We start from the raw sequence: 22476 nt of genomic DNA on the forward strand, positions 1-22476 counted from the left end.
ATTGTCACATCTAAAAGAAGTGTATCTGTGCCACACAAGGATGTATCATTCCCTAAGTTTACAATTGGCGGATTAAAATAATTCACTGTTAAAGAATCTCTAGTGGTGCAACCATTTACAGTTACATCTACCCAATAAACTCCTGTTTGAGTAACGGTGTATGTATTCGATGTTGAATTGTCCTGCCACAAATAAGCTCCTCCTGCCGTGGTTGCATCGAGAGTTAAAGTCGTATTATCGCAAAAACTAGTGTCGTTTCCTAAATTAACAATGGGTTTAGGGAAAAAATTCACTTCAATAGAGTCTCTAGTAGTGCATCCATTTACAGTTACATCCACCCAATATATTCCGGCTTGTGTGATGGTTTGTGTTGCTAAAGTTGAATTGTTACTCCATAAGTAGCTTCCTGATGGTGTTGTCACATCTAAAAGAAGTGTATCTATGCCACATAAGGATGTATCATTCCCTAAGTTTACAATTGGCGGATTAAAATAATTCACTGTTATAGAATCTCTAGTGGTGCAACCATTTACAGTTACATCTACCCAATAAACTCCTGTTTGAGTAACGGTGTATGTATTCGATGTTGAATTGTCCTGCCACAAATAAGTTCCTCCTACCGTGGTTGCATCGAGAGTTAAAGTCGTATTATCGCAAAAACTGGTGTCGTTTCCTAAATTAACAATGGGTTTAGGGAAAAAATTCACTTCAATAGTATCAAACTTTGTACAGTTATTGATAGAAACTTCTACTGTATAAACTCCGCTATTTTTAACTTTCAGCCTAGATCCAGTAGAATTATCTGACCATAAATAAGTTGCTCCATTCGTAAATGCATTTAACTGAATAGAATCTCCTGAACAAATTGATCTATCAGCGCCAAGAAAATCTTTTTCTACACCAAAATTAAACTCAAATAAAGCATCTACACCCGCTAAAAAGCTAATTGTAGTGTCAAACACTACAGATGTTGTTAAAGTTGATATACTAAGTTTTTTTATTTGACTCCCGGTTCCTGAATTATTCAAAATATAATAAATAGCATCATTGCAATAGTTACCGCAAATTGCTCCAATGGTTGCACTATTAGACTCGGTTACTAACGTCTGTAGGTTTGATCCGTTTAAGTCAATTCTTTGAATTTTATTTCCTGTTCTATTCGTAAAATATATGGTTGACTCTTTTGGAAACATTTTTATATCGAAAAGAGATTCTGAGGTGTTATATATAGTCGTTATATTAGTTCCTAAAGGTAAATCTGCCCTTTCGATACTATTATTATTTGATAACAATTCTGTCCAGTAAATTTTATTTGAGAACGGGTCTACTTCTAATCCTAATATCGATTTTGCTGTTCCTAAATTAACAACTGACACAACATTATTCCCATTTGTATCACAACTAAAAATTTGTGATCCGTTCGCAAGGTGATAATAAACCTTATTGTTGTCTCCATCAACATTTATCGTGGCAACATTGTTCAAGTTAATTTTTACATCTTGAATATTTGTCCCTGTAAGATTGGCATCCATTTTTTGAATTTTATTTAACCCACCGGCAGACCAGAATAATTGCTTTAGATTCTGGTCTACTCTGAGTCTTCTTATCAAAACCTGGTTGGAGGCTATTACTCTCGACTGCCCTGTTGTTAAGTTTAGACTATGTAATCGATTATTAATTTGGGTGCCCCAAAATAGGGTATCCTGACTAACCCCTTTGAATGAAAAAAGCATCAATACCCAAAGCAGAGTTAATAATTTAAGTCTGTTCATTAAAAAATATTTTGGCTACCCGCCAATAGAAACTCTGACTTTCTGAGTATAAGCTCGCAAAGCTTTTGCAAATGGTATACTCTCCTTTTGCATTTCTTTCTGAATCCAAATTGCAGCCATCACATGTGTCAGTTGTTCTCCTTCATCATCACCTTCTACTTCTATTGCAGGTTTATTCTCCTCTAAAATAGCATTTTCTGCGTTCTCCAACTCACTTAGTGTAAAATTTTCAACTAACTTTTTAATCACCGGAATCTTCATAGTTATAACTTTTCAATTAATGACACGACTACTTCTTCTTTGCTTGTAGCTGTTCCTTCTACCAATTTCCCATTTTTAAAGATGGCAAAAAATGGCAAGTTATCTACTCCTGCCGCAGCTCGAGCTACTTCATTCTCTTCAGCATTCACTTCTAAAAATGATACACTTGCGTACTTTTCATCGTTAGATAGACGCTTAAATTTCGGCGCAAACAATTTGCATGAACCACACCAATCTGCGTAATACTTAACAATTACATTCTCTTTGTTTGATACATTCTCTTCCCAACTTTGGTCGGTAATTTTTTCTACTGCCATAATTTCTAATTTTTATATTGTTTTTGCTTTGTTCCAATATTTATCCATCTCAGCCAATGTCATTTCTCCCATCACTTTTCCATCTTTGGCTGACTCTACTTCTAAATACTGAAACCGTTTTATAAATTTTTTGTTTGTCTTTTCTAACGCATCTTCTGGGTTAACGCCTAAAAATCTAGCATAGTTAATAATTGAAAACAATACATCTCCTAACTCTCCCTCAACCTTCTCTTTTGGAGAATTAGCTTCAACTTCTGTTTTTAGTTCCGCTAATTCTTCTTCCACTTTCTCATACACCTGCTCCTTCTTCTCCCAATCAAAACCAACTCCACGCGCTTTATCCTGAATTCGAATCGCTTTTATTAAAGCAGGTAACGATTTAGGAACACCTTCCAAAACAGACTTATTCCCTTCTTTCAGTTTTAGCTTTTCCCAATTATCTAGAACTTCTCTTTCATCTTTTACTTTTACGTCTCCATAAATGTGCGGGTGCCTGTGAATCAATTTCTCACATATTCCATTCAAAACATCTGAAACATCCCATCCATGGCTTTCTGATCCAATTTTAGAATAAAAAACCAAGTGTAAAAACAAATCGCCCAGCTCCTTTTTAACTTCCGAATAATCCTCATCGTGAATCGCATCCACTAACTCATAGGTCTCTTCTACAGTCAGGTGTCGAAGAGTTTGCATGGTTTGCTTCTTATCCCACGGACACTTTTCTCGTAAGTCATCCATGATATCTAGTAGTCGCTTAAATGCCTCTAATCGTTTGTCCATAACTCAATTTTGTGCAAAAATACGCACCTCTAATGGGATTAAAAATTTAAGCTTCATTTTTTATACTTTTGAGAGACCAACTATTATTGATGAAACAACTTTCACTGCTACTTTTATTTTTTCAATTCGTTCCTCTCGTTGCACAAGAAGAAGTCACCATTCATCCATACACTGTTGGTGTGCGCTCTCAGTATGGTTTTATTTTGAATCATTCTGAAACAATGGAGTTTGTGACGAGACAGCACATCTCTGCATTTGAGGTTTATTGGGAAAAAAACACGCTAGGTAAAAATAATTGGGAACAAGAATATAATCTTCCCAAATGGGGCATTGCCTTTTATGCGGCTCATTTCAATCAATACATCGGCAACGGCTATGGACTGCACCCCTACATCTCTATTCCCATCATTAACAACAGAGTATACCATCTAGATTTTCGGATGGGCGCTGGACTAGGCTACATCTCTAATCCATTTGATGGTATCGATAACTTTAAAAATGTGGCCATAGGAACTCCAATAAATGCCTTTCTGACGTTACTCCTTGATTCTTACTTTAAATTGAATGACAGAACCAACTTACACACCAACATTGCTTTTACCCACTTTAGTAATGCTTCATTTGCAAAGCCCAATTTAGGCATCAATATCCCAACCATAGGGATAGGATTGGATTATAATTTTGGCGAGAAAGCGGCTCTTGAAGTAAATAGAGAAATCGATTTTATACGAAAAGAGCATCCGATCAAACTAAGCATCCGTTCAGGATTTGGAATCAGTGAATCTTCTGCTACGATAGATAAAAAGTATATTTCAGGAATTTTTTCTGTTGCAGCAGAAAAACAATTCACTCCAAAAAGCAAGCTAGGATTGGAAACCAATGTATTTCAAAGTGGAGCATTGATCGATGAACTAGAAGCTTTGGGAGAAAAAGTAAACAGCGATCTTGAAGCCATGCAGATTGGTATTGGCGCTTCTCATACATTGACTTTTGATCGTTTAGGATTGTACTTGCAGCTTGGCCTTTATCTGAAATCGAAATACAAAGAAGAAGGCAATTCCTATAGAAGACTGGGGCTTATTTACTCCTTCGACAATAAATTAAGTACTCACATCATTCTCAAAACTCATGCTTTTAAAGCTGAATATGTAGAATTTGGAATAGGATATACTTTATGAAAAAAATAGCACTCTACTTATTCCTTTCTGTCATTCTTCTTTCTTGTGAGAAAGAACACATGGGCGATTGCTTCACTTCTACAGGATCGAAAACTTCAGAATATCGACCAAGCGGTGATTTTCAAATTATAGAATTAGACGATAGGATTGACCTGGATATCATTTGGGATTCTATTCCTTCCATAAAAGTAGAGGCGGGTAGCGGAATAATCGACAATATCATTACCGAAATTAAAGACGGACAGCTCTCCATTAGGAATGAAAACAAATGCAACTTTGTTAGAAGCTATAAAAAGAGAATGAAGGTAACGGTGACAGGAAATTCCTTCAATGAAATTACTTACAGAGGATCAGGAGAGGTGAATTGCCTGAACACATTGCGACCAGCTACCCTAAAAGTAGACTGTTGGGAGTCAAGCGGCGACTTGAATTTAGACTTTGAAAGCACCGAGAGTTTTCTGAAAATTCATACTGGCCCAACTGTGATAACTGCGAAAGGAAAAACAAATAATTCTATTCTTTATATTGGTGGAGCAGGCCAAATTAGGGCGGAGGGTTTGATTGCTCAAAATGGCTATATTGTAAATGCACATACTGGAATCATTTATTCCCGAACGATAAACAAATTAGAAGTGCATTTAGAAAGTAACGGAGACGTGTACTCTTATGGTGTTCCGAATGAACTTTCTATTACAAAGACAGGGAAGGGGAATTATATACAACTTTATCGGTGATAACACAAATGAGAATACTTGTAATTTTACTTCTTCTATGTAATTTGACTTTTGGTCAGAAAATATATACTTACACTATAGATTTACCGTATCCGGATCGTGTAGAAAATGATTCAGTCAAAGATTATATATCTAAAGCTGATAGTGTATGGAAAAAATATTATAAAGAAGGGTTTAATAGAGTTGATTTGGAATATAATAACAATATATCCCTTCAATTAATCTATGACTCTCTTGGCAATGGAGAAAAATTTATTGAGTTTTTCTCTGACACAATAGGAGTTGAGTTAAATTACTCTAAGAAATCTAAATCATATCTATTAAAACAGTATGAATGGTATTATGGTTTTAGTTCCCACCTTGAATATTGGTATACAAACGAAAACCTGTTTGAGTATTGGAGATATGATGACTCAGAAAATCTTGAGAAGATTATAAGGATTAAAAAAGGTGAAGACTTAAAAACAATAGAAATTACGGACATAAAAAACTTTCAAGAATCAACTGTAAAATATACTTATAGAAAAGTTGATAAGAAATGGATTTTAGATGATACAAAGAAAGTATTCCAAGAATAATAGTCAAAGTCACTCCTTTCATAAAATTTATCATTTACCTCGTCCTCCCCTCCCAAATAAGCTTAAAAAACACACATTTTCCAACCCAAATAAACAGCTTTGTTTAAATTTGCAGTCAAAATAAAATGTCATGAAAGTATTTTTGATTTCAGTTGTATTTTTAGCCCTTGGTTTTGCAGGAATTGCTGTAAAATTGATCTTCAAAAAGAACGGAAAATTTGCAGGAACTTGTGCTAGCAACAATCCAATGTTGCAAGAAGAAGGCGCTTCTTGTGGAGTTTGTGGTGCTCGCCCTGAAGAGAAATGTAAAGCGTCAGACGATTAATACTGACTCTTAATTTTCAATCATCTCTAATTTAGACTCTAAGCCCTTTGTAAGAAAGGTTTTGAATTTTCCAGTACTGTCGGAATAGATTAAAAAAGCATCCAACGATTTATCGGTTGCTAAGAATTCAATCGACTTTTCTAATCCCATCACCATAAAGCAGGTGGCATAAGCATCAGCGGTCATCGCGTCATCGGCCACAACAGACGCACTCAACAAACTGTGACGAACTGGATATCCATTTTCGGGATTAATGGTGTGAGAATACTTAATCCCATCTTCCTCATAGAATTTACGATAGTTTCCAGAAGTCGCCAATGCTTTCCCGTCTAACGACAATACTGCACTCAATTCCCTAGTTTCAGCATTCTCAACTGGCTTGTCAATGCCCAAACGCCAAACCTCATTGTTTTCATTCACGCCTTGAGCCACCACTTCACCACCTAACTCTACCATAAAGTTTTCAATGGAATTCGCTTTCAAGAAATTGGCCAACACATCAGCTGAATACCCTTGCGCAATGGCATTAAAATCCAACATAGCTGAGGAATCGTCTTTTGTCACAGTATTTCCTTGAATGGTAAAATGCGCTCGTCCTACAAATTGCATCAAGCTATCAATTAGCGCTGAATCTATTTTTTCTTTGTTTTTAAATCCCCATCCCCAAGCATTAATCACTGGCGCCAACGTAACATCAAAAGCTCCATTAGTCTTCTCTTGTACCTCAAAAGATTTTTGCAAAACCTCTAAAAACATTTTATCTACCTCAACGGATAATTTTTGCGAATTCAGCTCACTAATTAATGAAGTCGGTAAATAAGTGCTCATCGATTCGTCTACCCTTTTCAAAATGGAATCCATTTGAACTTTAAAATCACGCTTCTGAGCATCCAAATATTTGATGTGGTAGGTCGTTCCTTGCGCTTCCCCTTCTAAATAAACAAGTGAATTATCGGTTGAGCTTTCTTTTTCTATCGGTTGGTTACATCCAACAATCGTGAGTACCGCAAGAGCTGCAAATAGTATCTTCTTCATTAATCAAGAATTTCCCAGGTATGATCTGCCAACAATTTCGCCTTTGCCACAAATGTCTTATAGCCACCCATTCTTCCCCATTGATCTGGAGCAATCATCGATAATAAGTCTCGACCATTCTCACGGGTGTAAAAATAATAAGTGTGTCCAACAAGAGGTTTGAATCCCATTTCCGATTTATAGATTTGCTCAGAAATCTCTACTCGACTTTTCAGCTTATTGGCCTGTTGTATCAACAATTCCATTTGATCATAAATCTGCTTCATCTGAGAGTTTGTCTGCTCTACCATCGCTGACATCGCCGTCGACTTGATTCGCTCTTTATCATCCGGAAATATGACCGCCGAACTCACATTGTGCGCATAAGGCAGCGTACTCGGAGTCTCAGTAATTTTATCTTTATCTATCGGATTGTGTGTCCTTCTTTCGCTCATCTTTATTTCCAGTTTTCTGCACGAGTAAACACTGGTTTGTTTGGAGTCGACAATTCTTGACTAAACCGATACCCTTCATAATCAAAACCTTTCAAATCTTCTACCTGTGCAATTTTATTCTTTATCATGTAGTTGCTCATCATTCCTCTCGCTCTCTTGGCATAAAAAGAAATAATTTTCAACTTTCCATTTTTCTCATCTTTAAACTCAGGACTCACAATTTCGCCTTCCACTTCTTTCGGCTTTACCGCTTTAAAGTATTCATTGGAAGCCAAGTTCACCAACACTTTCTCTTGATGTCCTTTTAGCGATTCATTGATTGCTTTGGTGATTTTATTGCCCCAGAAATCATATAAATTCTTTTTGGTTCCCACTTTCAAATCCGTTCCCATTTCCAATCGATAAGGAAGAATCAAGTCCATTGGTCGGAGCAATCCATACAACCCTGACAAAATCCGCAAGTGCTCTTGAGCATATTCCAAATCCGTTTTTGAAAAACTGTTCGCATCCATTCCTAGGTATACATCTCCAGTAAAGGCAAGAACAGCTTGTTTTGCTTGCTCATTCCCTGCTGTCGGAAATTCCCAAATTTGGTTTCTTTCATAATTCAATTCTGCTAAATTGTCACTAATGCCCATCAAGTCTTTCAACTTCTTTTTTGATTGAGTCCTAAGTTTTTTCATGATCTGTTCCGACTCTTTTCGAAAAATACCTTCAGAGAGAATATCAAATTGGGATTTGGTTTCAAAGTCTAACGACTTGGCTGGAGAAATAATGTGAATCATAGAAATTTATATTTACTTCAAATTTAACCAAAGTGATTCTAAATTGTTCAAAGAAACAATGAAAATAGCTTAAGATTTTATCGATAAAAGTGAAGGCGTTTTGCCTACATTTGTCGCATTATTTTTAACAGAATGGTAACATTTAACAATACAAAAATTGCGTTTGAGAATAAGAACAATACGCAGTTAAGAAAAGCCTACTGGCTTTTTAAATTCATGGGAATTAATTGGCTGACAAAGATAGGAGCGGTCCTTTTAAAAATTGCTCTATTTTTGAGGTTGCCTGTTAAAGGCTTGGTAAAAATTACGGTCTTTGAACACTTTTGTGGAGGAGAAAGTATTGAAGAATGTGAAACTCGGATTCAAGAATTGGCCAACTTCAACGTAAAAACCATATTGGATTATTCTGCTGAAGGTAAAGAAACCGACGAAGATTTCGATCTATCGATGGGTAAAGCGGTAGCCTCCATAGAGCGTGCTAAAAAAGATACAAATGTTCCTTTTTGCGTGTTCAAAGTGACCGCTTTAATGCCTTTTGATGTTTTAAAGAAAGTAAGTGCGAAGGAAGAGCTGTCTGAACAAGAAACCTTAGATTATCAAAAAGGTAGAAATCGAATTGATATTATTTGTCAGAATGCTGCCAATGCAGGAATTCCTCTGATGATAGATGCAGAAGAAAGTTGGATTCAAGATGCCATTGATGAGATTGCCCTTATTATGATGCACCGATACAATAGAGATAGTGCTGTAGTTTACAACACCGCTCAAATGTATCGACACGATCGTTTAGAGTATTTGAAAGAATTATACAGGCAATCCGTAATCGAAGGGTTTTACATTGGAATGAAAGTAGTGCGTGGCGCTTACATGGAAAAAGAACGTGAACGTGCAGCTAGAAAAGGTTACCCATCTCCAATACAACCTGATAAAGCGGCAACAGATACAGACTATAATTTAGCCATTACTTTTTGTGTGGAACATTTAGATAAGTTTGCGATCTGCTGTGGTACTCACAATGAAGCCAGTTCTCAATTATTAACTGAATTAATTGAGGCAAAAGGACTTCATAGAGATGACAAACGATTATTCTTCTCTCAGCTATTAGGCATGAGCGATCACATCAGTTTTAACTTATCGAAGAAAGACTACAATGTTTCTAAATATGTACCATACGGTCCTGTCGCAGAAGTGATGCCTTATTTGATTCGAAGAGCAGATGAAAATACTTCTATAGCAGGGCAAACTGGCAGAGAGTTACGATTAATTCAAGAAGAATTAGACAGAAGAACAAGAGAAGCCAGCTAACATTTCAACTTATTTCTATTTCCCTTTTGTTATCTTCGCTTGAATGAAAGATTCGTTAATCGAAAAAATAAAACATGCCGACTCGTTTACTGATGACGAGAAAAAAGCTTTAATTCAACGTCTTGAAGTAGCATCCAAAAGCGGACTTATTTATGAGGCGAAAGAAGAAGCCATAGAAAAAAAGTTGGCTTCGAAAAAACCGGATTTAAAAGAGATTAAAAAGAGAAAAGTAGGTACGACTGGTATTGCTCACCGATTAATTGAGGGCGATAATCTACACGGCTTAACTTGCCTTAAAAACAAGAACGAATCCTTCGACATCATATACATTGATCCTCCATACAATACGGGAAACAAAGACTTCAAATACAACGACCACTATGTAGATTTAGATGATGACTATCGGCATTCCAAATGGATTTCATTCATGGCAAAACGTTTGGAAATTGCTCATCAATTATTGAAAAATGATGGAGCTATTTTTATTTCCATTGATGATGCGGAACACGCTCGTTTAAAGTTATTGTGCGATGAAATTTTTGGAAGTCAGAACTTTGTAGCCAATTTGGTGCGAAAAAACAAATCAGGTTCCGGGCACGATAGCAAACAAATTGCTGTAGAATATGATTATGTGCTATGCTATGCCAAACAAATTGAAAACCTGACTTTCAGCAAAGAAGATGCAGGTGCTGAAAACGATCCAAAATACAAACACAAAGACGAACACATCAAACACCGTGGTAAATTCTACTTGCGAGATTTAGACTATAAAGGAAGTTATAGCCCTAGTTTGGATTATGCAATTACTGCTCCTGATGGAACGGAAATGTGGTCGGGAGGCGCATTGGGAAAACCCAACACGTGGCGATGGGGAAAAGAGAAATTCCAATGGGGAATTGAAAATGACTACATCGTTTTCAAGAAGCAAAAAGACAAATGGAAAGTTTACATCAAACAATATCAATTCGTCGACAATAAAAACAAAAAGAGACAACGCTTAATTCCTCATAGAGCACTGATTGAGTTTTCGAACTCAACTGGTAGTTCGGAATTGAAAAACATCTTGAATCAGGACATTTTCTCCTATCCAAAACCAACGGCACTAATTGAATTTGTGTTGGATTTATTCGCACATAAAAAATCATTGCACCTTCTTGATTTCTTTGCAGGAAGCGGAACAAGCTTACACGCTACCATGCTTAAAAACAAGGCAGATGGAGGTCAGCGCCAATGTACATTGATCACCAACAATGAAAATAAAATTTGCGAGGAAGTGACCTATCAACGGGGTAAGAAAGTCATTGAGGGATATAAAAATAAGAATGGAAAGTCCATTAAAGGATTAGAAAATAATATCTTGCAGTATTATATAGCGAGTTTTAAAGCATGATTGAACCCAATAAAATAGCAGTTGAAGAGCAACAAATCCACGAGGCGATTGCGCAAGCTCAACAACAGCTTTTTATTGATAACCTCAGAAATCGATCATTGAATGTAGCTTTGGATAGTAAAATTAGAGGTTACATTGGTGAAATAGCTGTTCGAACCTGGTTTGCATCTCACGACATTCAGTTTTCATCCACCAATAAGCTGAATCGAAAAAGCAATATGGATGTAGATTTTATCTATCAAGGTAAATCTCAATCTGTAGAAATTGAATTGAAGACTTCTTTAGTTCCCGATCAAGATAGAACCATTGAATCTGCTATTTGTCAGCGAGACATCAAACTCATCCGACGAGGAGAAGAATCCATTGAGGATTTGAAAAGTGATGTACACATTCAGTTGTTTTTCAATCAGAGAAGAGCGGCAAAAGACTTGTGGTTGCAACAACAACCTTCGATTAAACCCACAGATTCCGTTCGAGAAATCTACGATCGTTTGGCTTGTTTTCGCTACCTCAATGATACCTTTCTAATTGGCTGGATAGACAAACCAACCTTGATTCAACAGATTAATCAGAAGCCCAACTTTCTAAAAAAATGGAGCTACGGTCAACGTCAATTTTGGACCTGTAGCTTAGCAAAAGAAGCCAAACCAATAGACGCAATCATTCCCTTTTTGAAGGCGCTTTAATTCGTTTAGATTCTTCCTTTTCAGTATCTTCGTCAATCCAAAAAACCTTATTATGCTGCAAGAAAAAGCGCTAGCGCTTCTAAAATCAGGAAAAAATGTATTCTTAACTGGTTCCGCAGGTACAGGTAAAACGTATATTTTAAATCAATACATCACTTATCTAAAAGAGCGTAAAATTACAGTAGCGACAACTGCATCTACAGGTATTGCAGCCACCCATATGAATGGAATGACCATTCACTCTTGGGCGGGAATTGGTGTAAAAGAGCATCTCACCAATAATCAGTTGGCGAGTATGAAAGACAAAAAGTATTTAAGAGATCACCTAGAAAAGACGAATGTGCTGATTATAGATGAAATATCGATGCTGCATAAAACTCAACTGAACCTAGTAAATAGAGTGTTGCAGTATTTTCAAGGCAACGAAAAACCATTTGGAGGAATTCAAGTGGTGCTTTGTGGTGATTTTTTCCAGCTTCCTCCAATAGGAAACCCTGGTGAACGCAGTAGTGATAAGTTTGCATTTATGTCTGAAGCATGGGTAGAAGCCAACTTTAACATTGCCTATTTAACAGAGCAATACAGACAGGAAGGTGGAGAATTGAATCAGATTCTGAATGAAATCAGAGCCTGTCAAATCTCCCAGCAAAGTAAAGCCGCTCTGATGGCAGCTGAGCATACCTCCTTCTCAGAAGACATAGAACCGACCAAGTTATACACGCACAATTATGATGTAGACAGTATCAATAAAGCGCATTTAGATAAGTTGAAGAGCAGAAAGAAAACATTTACTGCTGAGACCAAAGGAAATGAGAAACTTTTAATGACCCTTAAAAACTCCGTTTTAGCGAACGAGGAATTAGAACTAAAGATTGGCGCCAAAGTAATGTTTGTAAAGAACAACAATGAAAAAGGATATGTCAATGGTTCTATGGGAACAGTAATTGGTTTCAACGAAGAGAATATTCCTTCAGTGAAATTATACGATGGCAGAACAGTTTATGCTCATCAGGAAAGTTGGGGAGTGCAAGATGAAAAAGGCAAAGTATTGGCTAGTTTCAATCAAATTCCATTGCGATTAGCTTGGGCGATTACGATCCATAAATGTCAAGGAATGACATTGGATGCTGCCGAAATCGATTTATCAAAAACATTTGAAAAAGGCCAAGGGTATGTTGGATTGTCTCGATTAAAAAAGCTGGACAATTTAAAATTAGTTGGTTTCAATGAAATGGCATTGGAAGTAGACAATTTGGCTTTTAAAGCAGATTTACGATTCCAAGAATTATCTGCTCAAGCAGAGCTACAATACACCACTCCAGAGTTAGAAAAAGAAGCGATTGTCTTTATTAAAAGTTGTGGTGGGTTGACCAACCCTAGTGACATAGACCGTAACAAAAAGAAAATCAAAGAAAAGAAAAAAGGAAAAAAAGAGTCGACTTATGAGATAACCTTGGAATACATGCGCCAAGCTATGAGCATTAAAGAAATTGCTGAAGAAAGAGGCATGACCACAGGAACGATTGCAGGCCATTTGATTCGATTGAAAAAAGAAAACCCAGATTTCAACTTTAGCCAATACAAGCCTAAAAAATCAATCTGCGACAAAGTAGAAATCGCCTACAAAATGCAACCGAAAGGAGAACCAATCAGCACAAAGAATATTTATGATGCCCTTGAAGGGAAAGTCACTTATGATGACATTAAACTGGCTTTGGCTTTTGTGGTGTAATAAAATAGATACTACTAGAATTTCTTTATTTTTAAACTATGCGATTTTTCACAGCGATTAAAACAGCTTTTTCTAGTTATTCAGAAGCCCTTGCATTCATCAATACTCACAAAATGTATCGTTACTTTTTGTGGCCAATTGTGATGCACATTGTCTTATTTCTCTTGGGGTTTTCAGGAGTTTCGTATTTAACAGATACCACTATAGAATTTTTAAAATCTTTCGTTGCTGAGAATCCTGATGCTTGGTACAATTCAGAAATCCTGACTGGTGTATTGGCCGTCACTTTATGGATTTTCCTTCGAATATTTTTCTTTATTGCTTTTGCCTACGTTGGCGGTTATGTGGTTTTGTTGCTCCTCTCTCCTATCCTCTCGATTGTGGCTGCAAACACTTCCGAAAATATTACAGGGACTAAAATTCCTTTTCAAATGGGTCAATTCTTAAATGACATATTGCGAGGACTTTCAATGGCCGTTCGAAACTTCTTGTACCAGCTAGTGATTACATTGGCCTTATTAATTATTGGATTTATTCCTGTACTTGGTTGGTTATCTCCCATTCTCTTATTTGGAGTTTCTAGTTATTTCTATGGATTTTCTTTTATTGACTACGGGCTTGAAAGTAAACAATTGAATTATGGGCAAAGTGTGCGTTTCGTTCAACAAAACAAAACGTTATCTATTGGCATCGGCTTGCCATATGTAATTCTCTTGTTGATTCCATTTATTGGGCTTATTCTTGCAGGATTTTTCGCCATTGTTAGTGCGGTAAGTGCTACGATAGCTATTCATAAAAAGGAATATATTTCTCAATTGCCACAGTAAAAGAATTTTTCGATGATTAAAATCTCCGCCGTTTCCTACCTCAACACCCTTCCTTTTGCATACGGAATAGAACAGTCGGAATACATTAAAAACAACAGTGTAATCAGCAGAGATATTCCTTCTGAATGTGCACGAAAGCTTTTGGCTGGAGAGGTAGATTTAGGATTAGTTCCTGTTGCTATTATCCCGCAGTTAAAGGAAAGTTACATCATTTCAGACTATTGCATTGGAGCAGTAAACAAAGTTCATTCGGTTAATTTATACAGCCATTATCCAATTGATGAAGTCACTAAAATCAAGTTAGATTATCAGTCTCGGACATCGGTAAACCTTTGTAAAATATTGTGCAAAAAACATTGGCATGTTGCTCCTCGATTTGAGCAAGCCTCTATAGGTTTTGAAAACAACATTGATTCTCAAGAAGCCGCTGTAATCATAGGAGATCGAACTTTTAACTTAGAGGATTCTTATCCTTATGTATACGATTTATCTGAAGAGTGGTACAAGATGACTGGACTTCCATTTGTATTTGCGGCTTGGGTAGCCAATAAAGAAATCCCTACAGATTACATCGCTGAATTTAATGAGGCTTGCGCCAATGGCATCGATCACATTGATGAGGCCATTAAGTTTGGAAACATAGACATCATCAACCAAGAAGCTCAAAAAAAATACCTTACCGAATCCATCAGTTATTCATTAGATGCTGATAAAAGAAAAGGGTTGAGTTTATTTCTAAAGTTATTAGCTGAGCTATAATTTGGACATAAAAAAAGAGGAATCTTTTGGATTCCTCTTTCAGTAAAGCAGCTTAAATGCTTACTTCTTTTTCTTCATCTCTTTCGTCCAATCTGCGATATTCTTCTCATTCAATTTGATGTAAACACCGTAGCTAGCTTCTTCAGCTAATTTCTTAGAACGCTCAGCAGTTGCGATAGCAGCTTTTAAGTCACCCATTTTGTGTTGAATCAATGACAATGTGTAAACATTCCAAAATTGAGCTTTAATCTCTACAGACTTTTTTGACCATGCCAAAGCTTGATTTAAGTCTTTGTTATTGTCTAAGTAATAACGCGCACTTGAGTTGTATAAACCGTAAGCGCCTTCAACTTTAGCAATTTCTGCTTTGATATTTTCTTCAGCCATTTTAGATGGATCTGCTGCAATATTGAATTTTATTGCAGTAGTCGCCCAATTCAATTGAACTTCTGCCGACTTATCGGTAACATCTCTAAAAGTAAACATCATTCTTTCTGTAGCTTCGGCAGTCATCGGCTTTACAGAAATTTCCAAAGCATTTTCTTCTGCTTTATATTGACCTGTACTTGCTGTAGAATTCTTGTTGAACATTACTTTCCACGAATCTTCACCTGGAATGGTAAAAATAGAATATGAACCTGCTTTCAACTCTTTTCCTTCTACCATTACATCTGTAGATACTGTAATTTTTGTCGCGGCATTTGCTCCAGTTCTCCATAATTCACCGTAGGCTAATAAATCTCCAAAAATCTCACGACCTTTAACTCCAGGTCTTGAATACTCGATGGTTACATCAGTCAAACCAACTCGTTGCATCACCATAGCTTTTGGACTTGGTTGTGGTAAATCTTGTGCATAAATAGCCACTGAAATTAATGCAGCAGACAAAAGTGTAAATAACTTCTTCATAGTTTTTAAATATTTTTTGAATATGTTTCCAAATGTACACAACCAAGAAGGAGTGGTTATGTTCGTTTCACATTTTTTAAGAAAGCGTCATATGGACGACCTTTTTAGTTTCGAAAAACTCTTCATCAAAGTAATTACTCAGGTCATAAATTTTATACTTTGACTTAACTTCATTTAACTCTTCCTCAAGGTCTCCCCCTTTTAAAAATAAGAATCCATTATCCAACTCATTGAAGCTCCCTTTCTTGATTTTGTGCTGAACCCATGGAATAAAACCTGCAGTTCTGGTTACTGCTCGGCTAACAATAAAGTCAAATTTGCCCTCCACCTTTTCAGCTCGTTGATGTGCTGCTGTTAAATTCGTTAGACCAATTCCTTCTGCCACAGCATTTACCACTTTTATTTTTTTTCCAATGGCATCAACTAGATGGAAATCACATTCAGGGAACATAATTGCCAACGGAATACCTGGAAACCCTCCACCAGTTCCGACATCTAAAATGGTAGTTTGCGGTTTAAACTGAATCACTTTAGCGATCCCTAAAGCATGAAGAATATGACGTATGTATAATTCATCCATATCTTTCCTTGAAATGACATTGATTTGAGCATTCCACTCTTCGTATAAAGCCTGTAAATCTGAAAATTGCTGCTTTTGAACTTCCGATAAATTCGGAAAGTACTTTGTAATGATTTCGGTATTCATGAAAATGATGTTGAATTATATTTTAAATGGAATGCCTGCTGTTTTCTAACATATCACTTAGCATAGCTCTAGCGCGAAATAATTGTGCTTTAACTGTTCCTAAAGGCAAAGAAAGCTGATCAGCTATTTCGTCGTAACTCAACTCTTCAAAGTATCTAAGAGTCACGAGCTCTTGATATGGTTCCTTTAATTTGGTTACTTCTTCTCGCATCAATTTTATTTTCTGTTGATGGATAAAGGCCTCTTCAGGATCCTTATTCTCTGATCGAATATCTAATGACCAAGTACCATTCTCTGACTCTTGATCTTGTTGGTCAATGGAAAAAGTTTTCATTCTTTTTTTTCGGATGAAATCAATGCAGTGGTTCGAGGCAATTCTAAACAGCCAAGTGCTAAATGCAAATTGAGTTGTGTACTGCTCTAGTTTTAAGAAAGCTTTACCAAAAATCTCAATTTTAAGGTCTTCAGCCTCTTCCTTATCTCTCACCATTTTGAGGACCAAGAAATAAATTGAATCTTCATAATTGGACATTAACTCTCCATAAGCAGCTTGGGAACCTGCAAGAGCTTGCTCAATTAATCGCTTATCTCGTTGACCTTTCTCTGTTAGGTCATTATTTACTTCCATTTGTTACTTCGGTAAAAAAGTGAAAACACCGACAAAAATAGGGTGTTCAAAAGTAAAAGTACTTCTAAAAAAGGGTTCCATAAAGACAGGCCTTTTTCATGAATTAAACATAGTGTTTTTCTAAAGATAATAAAATGGAGTAAAAGCACTACACCGAATGAAATCAAAACAAAAATATAATTTGAGAAAAGAAAAGATAGAGGCCACAATAAGAATAAGATAAACTTAGAAGCGGTATACAAACCTAATAAAAACTTAAATTTGGGTTGATATAACTTGACAGTAGATTGATGTCTTAATTTTTGCTTCCACCAACTAATCACTGTTTTCTTAGGAATTGAAATCGTTTTACTTTCAAGTTCGGTATTAATAATCACATTACCTTTAGTTGCGTTAGCTTGAACGAACAAATCATCATCCCCTGAAAGTAAATGTAAGTGTTCTGTAAACCCTTTCGAATTGATAAACAAAGACTTCCTATAAGACAAATTTCTACCTACCCCCATATAGGCCATACCAGCTTTAGCAAAACCAAAACTCAATGCAGCTATTTGAGCAGCATCAAATCGTACCAGTGCGTTTAACAGGCCTCCTGTTTTAGCGTATCCTCCATATCCCAAAACAAAATCAATTCTATCTTGATAAAGTCTAGACATACTTCTTATCCATTGATTAGAAGATGGCTCGCAGTCTGCGTCTGTAAAAAGTAGGATTTCATTTTGAGCATAGAAAACTGCTCGTGTCAAAGCTGCTTTTTTTCCTTCGCTATGCCAATCTTGAATATCTAATATCCTCAAATTTTTAAACTCCCTTTCAAACTCCCTTAACACTTCCAAGGTGTTGTCATTACTGTGATCACTTGCCACTACTACCTCAAAGTTTGGATAATCCTGCTCTAGAACCTTCCTAAGATGTAGCGATAAATTCTTTGCTTCATTTTTTGCAACAACAATAACAGACACTCCTTCCTCCACAATATTTACATGTTGAGCAGAATTATTTTTAGTTTTCCTTATCAAGGGAACTATGAAATAAAAAAGGAAGATCAAGTAGACGAATGCTACAATGGCATAGATAGAAAAGAAAATTAGGGAAACGTCTAGTGAGTGCATGAGTTCAATTATAACTAGCCACAAATGTAAAGTTCTTTTCCTAGGGTTTTTGGTATCTTTGGCGAACTTTTTACACCATCATTTCAACATGAAGTTTACACTAGAAACCACAGATCAAAATAGTAAAGCAAGAGCCGGATTAATTGAAACTGATCACGGAACGATTGAGACTCCAATATTTATGCCTGTGGGGACGGCAGCATCAGTAAAGGCAGTGCATCAGCATGAGTTGAAAGATGATATCAAAGCACAAATTATATTAGGTAATACCTATCACTTGTTTTTAAGACCCGGACTAGACATTCTTGAAACAGCAGGAGGTTTGCATAAATTCAATAATTGGAAAGGGCCAATACTTACCGATAGTGGTGGTTACCAAGTTTATTCCTTGTCTCAGCGCAGAAAGATAAACGAAGAAGGAGTTAAATTTTCGAGCCATATAGATGGTAGAAAATTATTCTTTACACCTGAAAATGTAATGGATACGCAACGCACAATCGGTGCGGATTTTATTATGGCATTTGACGAGTGTACGCCTTATCCATGTGATTACAGATATGCAAAAAGATCCATGCACATGACGCACCGATGGTTAAAAAGATGTTGTGATCGCTTCGATTCAACAACACCTAAATATGGTTACGAACAAACTTTATTACCTATAGTTCAAGGAAGCACATACAAAGACTTGCGAAAAGAATCAGCAGAAACCATTGCTTCTTTTGAGCGTCCTGCCAATGCCATTGGTGGACTCTCTGTAGGCGAACCTGCTGAAGAAATGTACGAAATGACGAATATAGTTTGTGAGATTCTTCCGGAAGATAAACCAAGGTATTTAATGGGAGTCGGAACACCTGCAAATATATTGGAGAATATAGCCTTGGGTATCGATATGTTTGATTGCGTAATGCCTACCAGAAATGCAAGAAATGGAATGCTATTCACCAAAAATGGAATCATGAATATGCGTAACGAAAAGTGGAAAAATGACCATTCTGCCTTAGATGAATATGGTGACAGTTATGTTGACCATACCTACAGCAAAGCTTATGTGCGTCACTTAATTACTTCACGTGAAATTTTAGGCTCTCAAATCGCAACCCTTCATAACTTGGCTTTTTATTTATGGTTGGTGAAAGAAGCCAGGAAACAAATTATTGCAGGTACATTTGCGGACTGGAAAACAGATATGGTAGAACGAGTACAGCGCAGACTATAAGATGGGCATTTTAGATAGATACATTATTAAGAAGTTTTTAGGAACTTTCTTTTTTTCAATTGCGCTAATTATATCCATCGCTGTTGTGTTCGACATTACAGAAAAGTTAGACGATTTTATTGAAAAAGAGGCCCCTTTACGTGCCATTATTTTCGATTATTATTTAAACTTCATCCCCTATTTCGCTAATTTATTTAGTTTCTTGTTTGTGTTCATCTCTGTCATTTTTTTTACATCAAAAATGGCTTCCAACACCGAAATTATTGCGATTCTTTCCAGTGGGGTTAGTTTTAAACGCTTTTTGCTTCCTTATTTTATTTCGGCTACAGTATTGGCTTCCATGTCCTTCTATTTGAACAATTTTTTGATACCTGACGCTAATAAGGTAAGATTAACCTTCGAGGAGCAATATATTAGAAACCCATTTACAAACACTGAACAAAACATACATATCCAGCTTGATGATAGCTCATATGCTTATTTTGAAAGTTATAATTCCTTTTCAGATATTGGTTATAAATTTTCATTAGAAACCATCAAAAATGGAGAATTGAACTACAAATTGATTTCTGATTTTGCGAGGTGGGACAGTGTAAAAACAGCATGGAGTATTTTTAATTATTATGAGAGATACATTGATGGAACATCAGAAATAATTAAAGAAGGTCGATCAAAAGATACTACACTTAATATCACTCCAGACGATTTCAACAAACGTTCTAATGCAGTTGAAATGTTAGATTATTATGAGTTAAATGATGCAATTGCGAAAGAAAAATTCAGAGGTTCTCACAAAGCCGTCTATTATGAATTGGAAAAATACGGACGAATTGCTTCGCCTTTTGCCACTTTTATTCTTACGCTTATTGGAGTTTCCATTGCAAGCAGAAAAGTAAGAGGTGGAATAGGCGTTCACATAGGTGTGGGTTTGGCCATTAGCTTCACTTACATTTTATTTATGCAGATTTCTGAAACCTTTGCTACAAATGGAAATTTTAGCCCAATTCTAGCGATTTGGATACCGAATATATTATATGGAATACTAGCGGTATATCTTCTATTCAAATCGCCAAAGTAAGTCCTTTATAGTTTGCAGATGTGAATTTGTGCGTCTTTCACTTTTATTCTAGGCGGTATTCCTTCGAAAATTCCAAATATGGTAGAGCCACTACCGCTCATAGATGCATATAACGCTCCTAAAGAATATAGATCTTGTTTTAATCTGTACAATTTAGGAAATGCCTTAAAAATAGATTGTTCAAAATCATTTTTCATAAATGACCTCCAATCTTTAATCGGCATATTTATAATGTCCTTTAGCGAATACTCAGGCTTTTTCGGTTTCACTCCACTATAAGCTTGTGCAGTGCTTACGTGGACATTAGGATAGACTAAAACTAAGTACTTATTAGATAAATCAATATTTATTGGCGCAAATTCATCTCCTTTTCCAAACGCAAAAACTGGTTCGTTCTTTATAAAGAAAGCACAATCACTCCCTAGTTTGCGAGCAAAATTTTGCATTTGCTCAACATTCATGTTCAATTCAAACATTTCATTGATTCCTTTTATAACAAAAGCGGCATCAGAGGACCCTCCTCCCAAACCTGCACCTATTGGAATATTTTTCTTTAGGTGAATTCTCACTGGAGGCAACTTAAATTCAGACTGAACTAGATAGAATGCCTTTAGGCAAAGGTTTTCGTTGGGCTCTCCAGGAATTTCGATTCCTGATGACACAAAGGAGGTTTGGTCTGACTCTATAATTTCCAATTCATCATTCCAGAGTACTGGAACAAAAACGCTTTCAAGGTTGTGGAATCCATCAGTTCTCTTTTCAGTAATATTTAAACCCAAGTTTATTTTCGCGTTTGGAAAAAAGTTCATTGAAATGATTTTTTTGCAAATATATTCTATTTACTTTGGCAGCGCGATTTGATTTCTTCGCACTAAGATTATTTGTAATTTTACAGAAATTTTTAAGCTTTAAGCATGGCAACTTATTTAGATTTTGAAGAACCGATAAAAGAACTTGTTGAACAAATTGAACAAGCGAAGCAAATAGAGGAAAAAAGTAAAGTTGATGTTTCAAAGACAACAAAAGCGCTGGAGAAAAAACTAAAAGAGGTACAAACTGAAATTTATAGTAAGTTGACTCCTTGGCAACGTGTTCAAGTTTCTAGACACCCTGAGCGTCCATATACCTTGAGTTATATCAAAGCCATTACTAATGGTAATTTTCTTGAACTACATGGGGATAGAACTGTAAAAGATGACAAAGCCATGGTGGGAGGTTTTGGTGAAATCGATGGAAAAACATACATGTTTATTGGTCAGCAAAAAGGGATTAATACTAAAATGCGTCAGTATAGAAACTTTGGAATGGCCAACCCTGAAGGATACAGAAAAGCTTTGCGTTTAATGCATCTAGCTGAAAAATTTGGCAAACCAATCGTTACATTGATTGACACTCCAGGAGCATTTCCTGGATTAGAAGCTGAAGAAAGAGGTCAAGGAGAAGCTATTGCAAGAAATTTAATCGAAATGATGCAATTAACAGTGCCAGTAATTTGTATCGTAATCGGAGAGGGAGCTTCAGGTGGTGCTTTAGGAATCGGAATCGGTGATAAAGTATTAATGCTTGAAAATTCATGGTATTCAGTAATTTCTCCTGAAAACTGCTCTACGATTTTATGGAGAACATGGGATTTTAAAGAAAAAGCAGCAGAAGCCTTGAAACTAACAGCAGACGACATGCTGAAAAACAAATTAATTGATGGGATTATAAAAGAACCAATTGGAGGTGCTCATGCTAACCCTGAAGAAATGTTTCAAACCGTGAGAAAAGAGATTGTAACCCACATAAAGAAACTAGAGGCTGTTGATTCAGAAAAACGAATTGAAGAGCGAATCAATAAATTCTGTGATATGGGGGTTGTGGTGGAGCCAAAAGTAAAAGCTCCAAGAAAATCAGTAGCAGCTAAAGCGAAGTAAGTTTTTAAAT

25 protein-coding genes are annotated in these 22476 nt (G+C 36.2%); 13 read left to right on the top strand and 12 right to left on the bottom strand.

All coding sequences use genetic code 11. The features are described from left to right. From GQN54_RS10255 to mazG, 4 genes are all read right to left on the bottom strand, one after another. On the bottom strand, positions 1-1772 hold a 1772-nt coding region (locus tag GQN54_RS10255), incomplete at its 3' end, for a hypothetical protein (RefSeq protein WP_207554872.1). A 15-nt stretch (positions 1773-1787) separates the two neighbouring features. Further along, positions 1788-2033, bottom strand: a complete 246-nt coding sequence (locus GQN54_RS10260) for a DUF6952 family protein (protein WP_160633447.1) — start codon at positions 2031-2033, stop codon at positions 1788-1790. A gap of 2 nt (positions 2034-2035) precedes the next feature. After that, the gene (locus tag GQN54_RS10265; RefSeq protein WP_160633448.1) at positions 2036-2350 is read right to left on the bottom strand and encodes a thioredoxin family protein; all 315 of its coding nucleotides are present in this window, start codon (positions 2348-2350) and stop codon (positions 2036-2038) included. A 12-nt stretch (positions 2351-2362) separates the two neighbouring features. Next, positions 2363-3130, bottom strand: a complete 768-nt coding sequence (gene mazG, locus GQN54_RS10270) for a nucleoside triphosphate pyrophosphohydrolase (protein WP_160633449.1) — start codon at positions 3128-3130, stop codon at positions 2363-2365. Positions 3131-3219: 89 nt separating this feature from the next. Between mazG and GQN54_RS10275 the strand changes: the two genes are divergently transcribed. The 4 genes from GQN54_RS10275 to GQN54_RS10290 all read left to right on the top strand — a co-directional run bounded on the left by GQN54_RS10275 (position 3220) and on the right by GQN54_RS10290 (position 5945). Next, positions 3220-4308, top strand: a complete 1089-nt coding sequence (locus GQN54_RS10275) for an acyloxyacyl hydrolase (RefSeq protein ID WP_160633450.1) — start codon at positions 3220-3222, stop codon at positions 4306-4308. Then, entirely contained in the window at positions 4305-5042 is a 738-nt protein-coding gene (locus tag GQN54_RS10280) for a GIN domain-containing protein (protein WP_160633451.1), read from the top strand. Before GQN54_RS10275 ends, GQN54_RS10280 begins: the two co-directional genes overlap by 4 nt. A gap of 8 nt (positions 5043-5050) precedes the next feature. Then, positions 5051-5620 (top strand): hypothetical protein, encoded by a 570-nt coding sequence (locus GQN54_RS10285; protein WP_160633452.1) that lies wholly within the window; start codon positions 5051-5053, stop codon positions 5618-5620. Between the two features lie 130 nt (positions 5621-5750). After that, on the top strand, positions 5751-5945 hold the full coding sequence (locus GQN54_RS10290) for a membrane or secreted protein (RefSeq protein ID WP_160633453.1): 195 nt from the start codon (positions 5751-5753) through the stop codon (positions 5943-5945). Positions 5946-5954: 9 nt separating this feature from the next. On the opposite strand, the gene GQN54_RS10295 is transcribed toward GQN54_RS10290, so the two are convergent. From GQN54_RS10295 to yaaA, 3 genes are read right to left on the bottom strand one after another with little or no spacing between them, the layout of a single operon-like run. After that, positions 5955-6980 (bottom strand): FAD:protein FMN transferase, encoded by a 1026-nt coding sequence (locus tag GQN54_RS10295; protein ID WP_160633454.1) that lies wholly within the window; start codon positions 6978-6980, stop codon positions 5955-5957. Then, a complete protein-coding gene (locus GQN54_RS10300; protein ID WP_160633455.1) occupies positions 6980-7414 on the bottom strand; it encodes a DUF2452 domain-containing protein in 435 nt (144 codons plus the stop codon). The genes GQN54_RS10295 and GQN54_RS10300 overlap by 1 nt, the downstream gene beginning before the upstream one ends. A 2-nt stretch (positions 7415-7416) precedes the next feature. Continuing rightward, on the bottom strand, positions 7417-8199 hold the full coding sequence (gene yaaA, locus GQN54_RS10305; RefSeq protein WP_160633456.1) for a peroxide stress protein YaaA: 783 nt from the start codon (positions 8197-8199) through the stop codon (positions 7417-7419). Positions 8200-8331: 132 nt separating this feature from the next. Between yaaA and GQN54_RS10310 the strand changes: the two genes are divergently transcribed. Genes GQN54_RS10310 through GQN54_RS10335 form a run of 6 tightly spaced genes read left to right on the top strand, consistent with a single transcriptional unit; the run spans position 8332 to position 14898 of the window. Next, positions 8332-9504: a proline dehydrogenase family protein gene (locus GQN54_RS10310; protein ID WP_160633457.1), complete on the top strand. Its 1173-nt coding sequence runs from the start codon at positions 8332-8334 to the stop codon at positions 9502-9504. A 43-nt stretch (positions 9505-9547) separates the two neighbouring features. Continuing rightward, on the top strand, positions 9548-10894 hold the full coding sequence (locus GQN54_RS10315; RefSeq protein WP_160633458.1) for a site-specific DNA-methyltransferase: 1347 nt from the start codon (positions 9548-9550) through the stop codon (positions 10892-10894). Then, entirely contained in the window at positions 10891-11580 is a 690-nt protein-coding gene (locus GQN54_RS10320) for a hypothetical protein (protein ID WP_160633459.1), read from the top strand. Before GQN54_RS10315 ends, GQN54_RS10320 begins: the two co-directional genes overlap by 4 nt. A 52-nt stretch (positions 11581-11632) precedes the next feature. After that, positions 11633-13312 (top strand): helix-turn-helix domain-containing protein, encoded by a 1680-nt coding sequence (locus GQN54_RS10325; RefSeq protein ID WP_160633460.1) that lies wholly within the window; start codon positions 11633-11635, stop codon positions 13310-13312. 38 nt (positions 13313-13350) lie between these two features. Then, positions 13351-14139 (top strand): EI24 domain-containing protein, encoded by a 789-nt coding sequence (locus GQN54_RS10330; RefSeq protein ID WP_160633461.1) that lies wholly within the window; start codon positions 13351-13353, stop codon positions 14137-14139. A 12-nt stretch (positions 14140-14151) separates the two neighbouring features. Then, positions 14152-14898 (top strand): menaquinone biosynthetic enzyme MqnA/MqnD family protein, encoded by a 747-nt coding sequence (locus GQN54_RS10335; RefSeq protein ID WP_160633462.1) that lies wholly within the window; start codon positions 14152-14154, stop codon positions 14896-14898. A gap of 60 nt (positions 14899-14958) precedes the next feature. Here the strand turns inward: GQN54_RS10335 and GQN54_RS10340 are convergent, their stop codons facing one another. The 4 genes from GQN54_RS10340 to GQN54_RS10355 all read right to left on the bottom strand — a co-directional run bounded on the left by GQN54_RS10340 (position 14959) and on the right by GQN54_RS10355 (position 18253). After that, the gene (locus tag GQN54_RS10340) at positions 14959-15807 is read right to left on the bottom strand and encodes a DUF2911 domain-containing protein (RefSeq protein ID WP_160633463.1); all 849 of its coding nucleotides are present in this window, start codon (positions 15805-15807) and stop codon (positions 14959-14961) included. Between the two features lie 76 nt (positions 15808-15883). Next, a complete protein-coding gene (gene rsmG, locus GQN54_RS10345) occupies positions 15884-16513 on the bottom strand; it encodes a 16S rRNA (guanine(527)-N(7))-methyltransferase RsmG (protein ID WP_160633464.1) in 630 nt (209 codons plus the stop codon). A 22-nt stretch (positions 16514-16535) separates the two neighbouring features. After that, complete coding sequence (locus GQN54_RS10350; protein WP_160633465.1) at positions 16536-17141, bottom strand: RNA polymerase sigma factor; 606 nt, start codon at positions 17139-17141, stop codon at positions 16536-16538. Continuing rightward, positions 17132-18253, bottom strand: a complete 1122-nt coding sequence (locus tag GQN54_RS10355; protein ID WP_160633466.1) for a glycosyltransferase — start codon at positions 18251-18253, stop codon at positions 17132-17134. The genes GQN54_RS10350 and GQN54_RS10355 overlap by 10 nt, the downstream gene beginning before the upstream one ends. 88 nt (positions 18254-18341) lie before the next feature. On the opposite strand from GQN54_RS10355, the gene tgt reads away from it, so the two are divergent. After that, positions 18342-19472, top strand: a complete 1131-nt coding sequence (gene tgt / locus GQN54_RS10360) for a tRNA guanosine(34) transglycosylase Tgt (RefSeq protein ID WP_160633467.1) — start codon at positions 18342-18344, stop codon at positions 19470-19472. 1 nt (position 19473) lies between these two features. Beyond that, positions 19474-20550 (top strand): LptF/LptG family permease, encoded by a 1077-nt coding sequence (locus tag GQN54_RS10365; RefSeq protein ID WP_160633468.1) that lies wholly within the window; start codon positions 19474-19476, stop codon positions 20548-20550. A 5-nt stretch (positions 20551-20555) separates the two neighbouring features. Here the strand turns inward: GQN54_RS10365 and ispE are convergent, their stop codons facing one another. After that, positions 20556-21359: a 4-(cytidine 5'-diphospho)-2-C-methyl-D-erythritol kinase gene (gene ispE / locus GQN54_RS10370; protein WP_160633469.1), complete on the bottom strand. Its 804-nt coding sequence runs from the start codon at positions 21357-21359 to the stop codon at positions 20556-20558. A 105-nt stretch (positions 21360-21464) separates the two neighbouring features. Between ispE and GQN54_RS10375 the strand changes: the two genes are divergently transcribed. Then, positions 21465-22466 carry an acetyl-CoA carboxylase carboxyltransferase subunit alpha gene (locus GQN54_RS10375; protein ID WP_160633470.1) on the top strand — a complete coding sequence of 334 codons (1002 nt, stop codon included), beginning with the start codon at positions 21465-21467 and terminating at the stop codon, positions 22464-22466. The last annotated feature ends 10 nt before the right edge of the window (positions 22467-22476 follow it).

This window comes from Acidiluteibacter ferrifornacis (assembly GCF_009909615.1).
Classification (GTDB): Bacteria; Bacteroidota; Bacteroidia; order Flavobacteriales_E; family Vicingaceae; genus Acidiluteibacter; species Acidiluteibacter ferrifornacis.

Bases quoted from the DNA above. Each gene is read 5' to 3' on its own strand.
- GQN54_RS10315 (WP_160633458.1), top strand. From the start codon at position 9,548: ATGAAAGATTCGTTAATCGAAAAAATAAAACATGCCGACTCGTTTACT.
- GQN54_RS10325 (WP_160633460.1), top strand. From the start codon at position 11,633: ATGCTGCAAGAAAAAGCGCTAGCGCTTCTAAAATCAGGAAAAAATGTA.
- GQN54_RS10320 (WP_160633459.1), top strand. From the start codon at position 10,891: ATGATTGAACCCAATAAAATAGCAGTTGAAGAGCAACAAATCCACGAG.
- GQN54_RS10295 (WP_160633454.1), bottom strand. From the start codon at position 6,980: ATGAAGAAGATACTATTTGCAGCTCTTGCGGTACTCACGATTGTTGGA.
- tgt (WP_160633467.1), top strand. From the start codon at position 18,342: ATGAAGTTTACACTAGAAACCACAGATCAAAATAGTAAAGCAAGAGCC.
- ispE (WP_160633469.1), bottom strand. From the start codon at position 21,359: ATGAACTTTTTTCCAAACGCGAAAATAAACTTGGGTTTAAATATTACT.
- GQN54_RS10330 (WP_160633461.1), top strand. From the start codon at position 13,351: ATGCGATTTTTCACAGCGATTAAAACAGCTTTTTCTAGTTATTCAGAA.
- GQN54_RS10340 (WP_160633463.1), bottom strand. From the start codon at position 15,807: ATGAAGAAGTTATTTACACTTTTGTCTGCTGCATTAATTTCAGTGGCT.
- GQN54_RS10275 (WP_160633450.1), top strand. From the start codon at position 3,220: ATGAAACAACTTTCACTGCTACTTTTATTTTTTCAATTCGTTCCTCTC.
- GQN54_RS10375 (WP_160633470.1), top strand. From the start codon at position 21,465: ATGGCAACTTATTTAGATTTTGAAGAACCGATAAAAGAACTTGTTGAA.
- GQN54_RS10350 (WP_160633465.1), bottom strand. From the start codon at position 17,141: ATGGAAGTAAATAATGACCTAACAGAGAAAGGTCAACGAGATAAGCGA.
- GQN54_RS10280 (WP_160633451.1), top strand. From the start codon at position 4,305: ATGAAAAAAATAGCACTCTACTTATTCCTTTCTGTCATTCTTCTTTCT.
- GQN54_RS10335 (WP_160633462.1), top strand. From the start codon at position 14,152: ATGATTAAAATCTCCGCCGTTTCCTACCTCAACACCCTTCCTTTTGCA.
- yaaA (WP_160633456.1), bottom strand. From the start codon at position 8,199: ATGATTCACATTATTTCTCCAGCCAAGTCGTTAGACTTTGAAACCAAA.
- GQN54_RS10265 (WP_160633448.1), bottom strand. From the start codon at position 2,350: ATGGCAGTAGAAAAAATTACCGACCAAAGTTGGGAAGAGAATGTATCA.
- GQN54_RS10285 (WP_160633452.1), top strand. From the start codon at position 5,051: ATGAGAATACTTGTAATTTTACTTCTTCTATGTAATTTGACTTTTGGT.
- GQN54_RS10260 (WP_160633447.1), bottom strand. From the start codon at position 2,033: ATGAAGATTCCGGTGATTAAAAAGTTAGTTGAAAATTTTACACTAAGT.
- GQN54_RS10310 (WP_160633457.1), top strand. From the start codon at position 8,332: ATGGTAACATTTAACAATACAAAAATTGCGTTTGAGAATAAGAACAAT.
- GQN54_RS10365 (WP_160633468.1), top strand. From the start codon at position 19,474: ATGGGCATTTTAGATAGATACATTATTAAGAAGTTTTTAGGAACTTTC.
- mazG (WP_160633449.1), bottom strand. From the start codon at position 3,130: ATGGACAAACGATTAGAGGCATTTAAGCGACTACTAGATATCATGGAT.
- GQN54_RS10355 (WP_160633466.1), bottom strand. From the start codon at position 18,253: ATGCACTCACTAGACGTTTCCCTAATTTTCTTTTCTATCTATGCCATT.
- GQN54_RS10300 (WP_160633455.1), bottom strand. From the start codon at position 7,414: ATGAGCGAAAGAAGGACACACAATCCGATAGATAAAGATAAAATTACT.
- GQN54_RS10290 (WP_160633453.1), top strand. From the start codon at position 5,751: ATGAAAGTATTTTTGATTTCAGTTGTATTTTTAGCCCTTGGTTTTGCA.
- rsmG (WP_160633464.1), bottom strand. From the start codon at position 16,513: ATGAATACCGAAATCATTACAAAGTACTTTCCGAATTTATCGGAAGTT.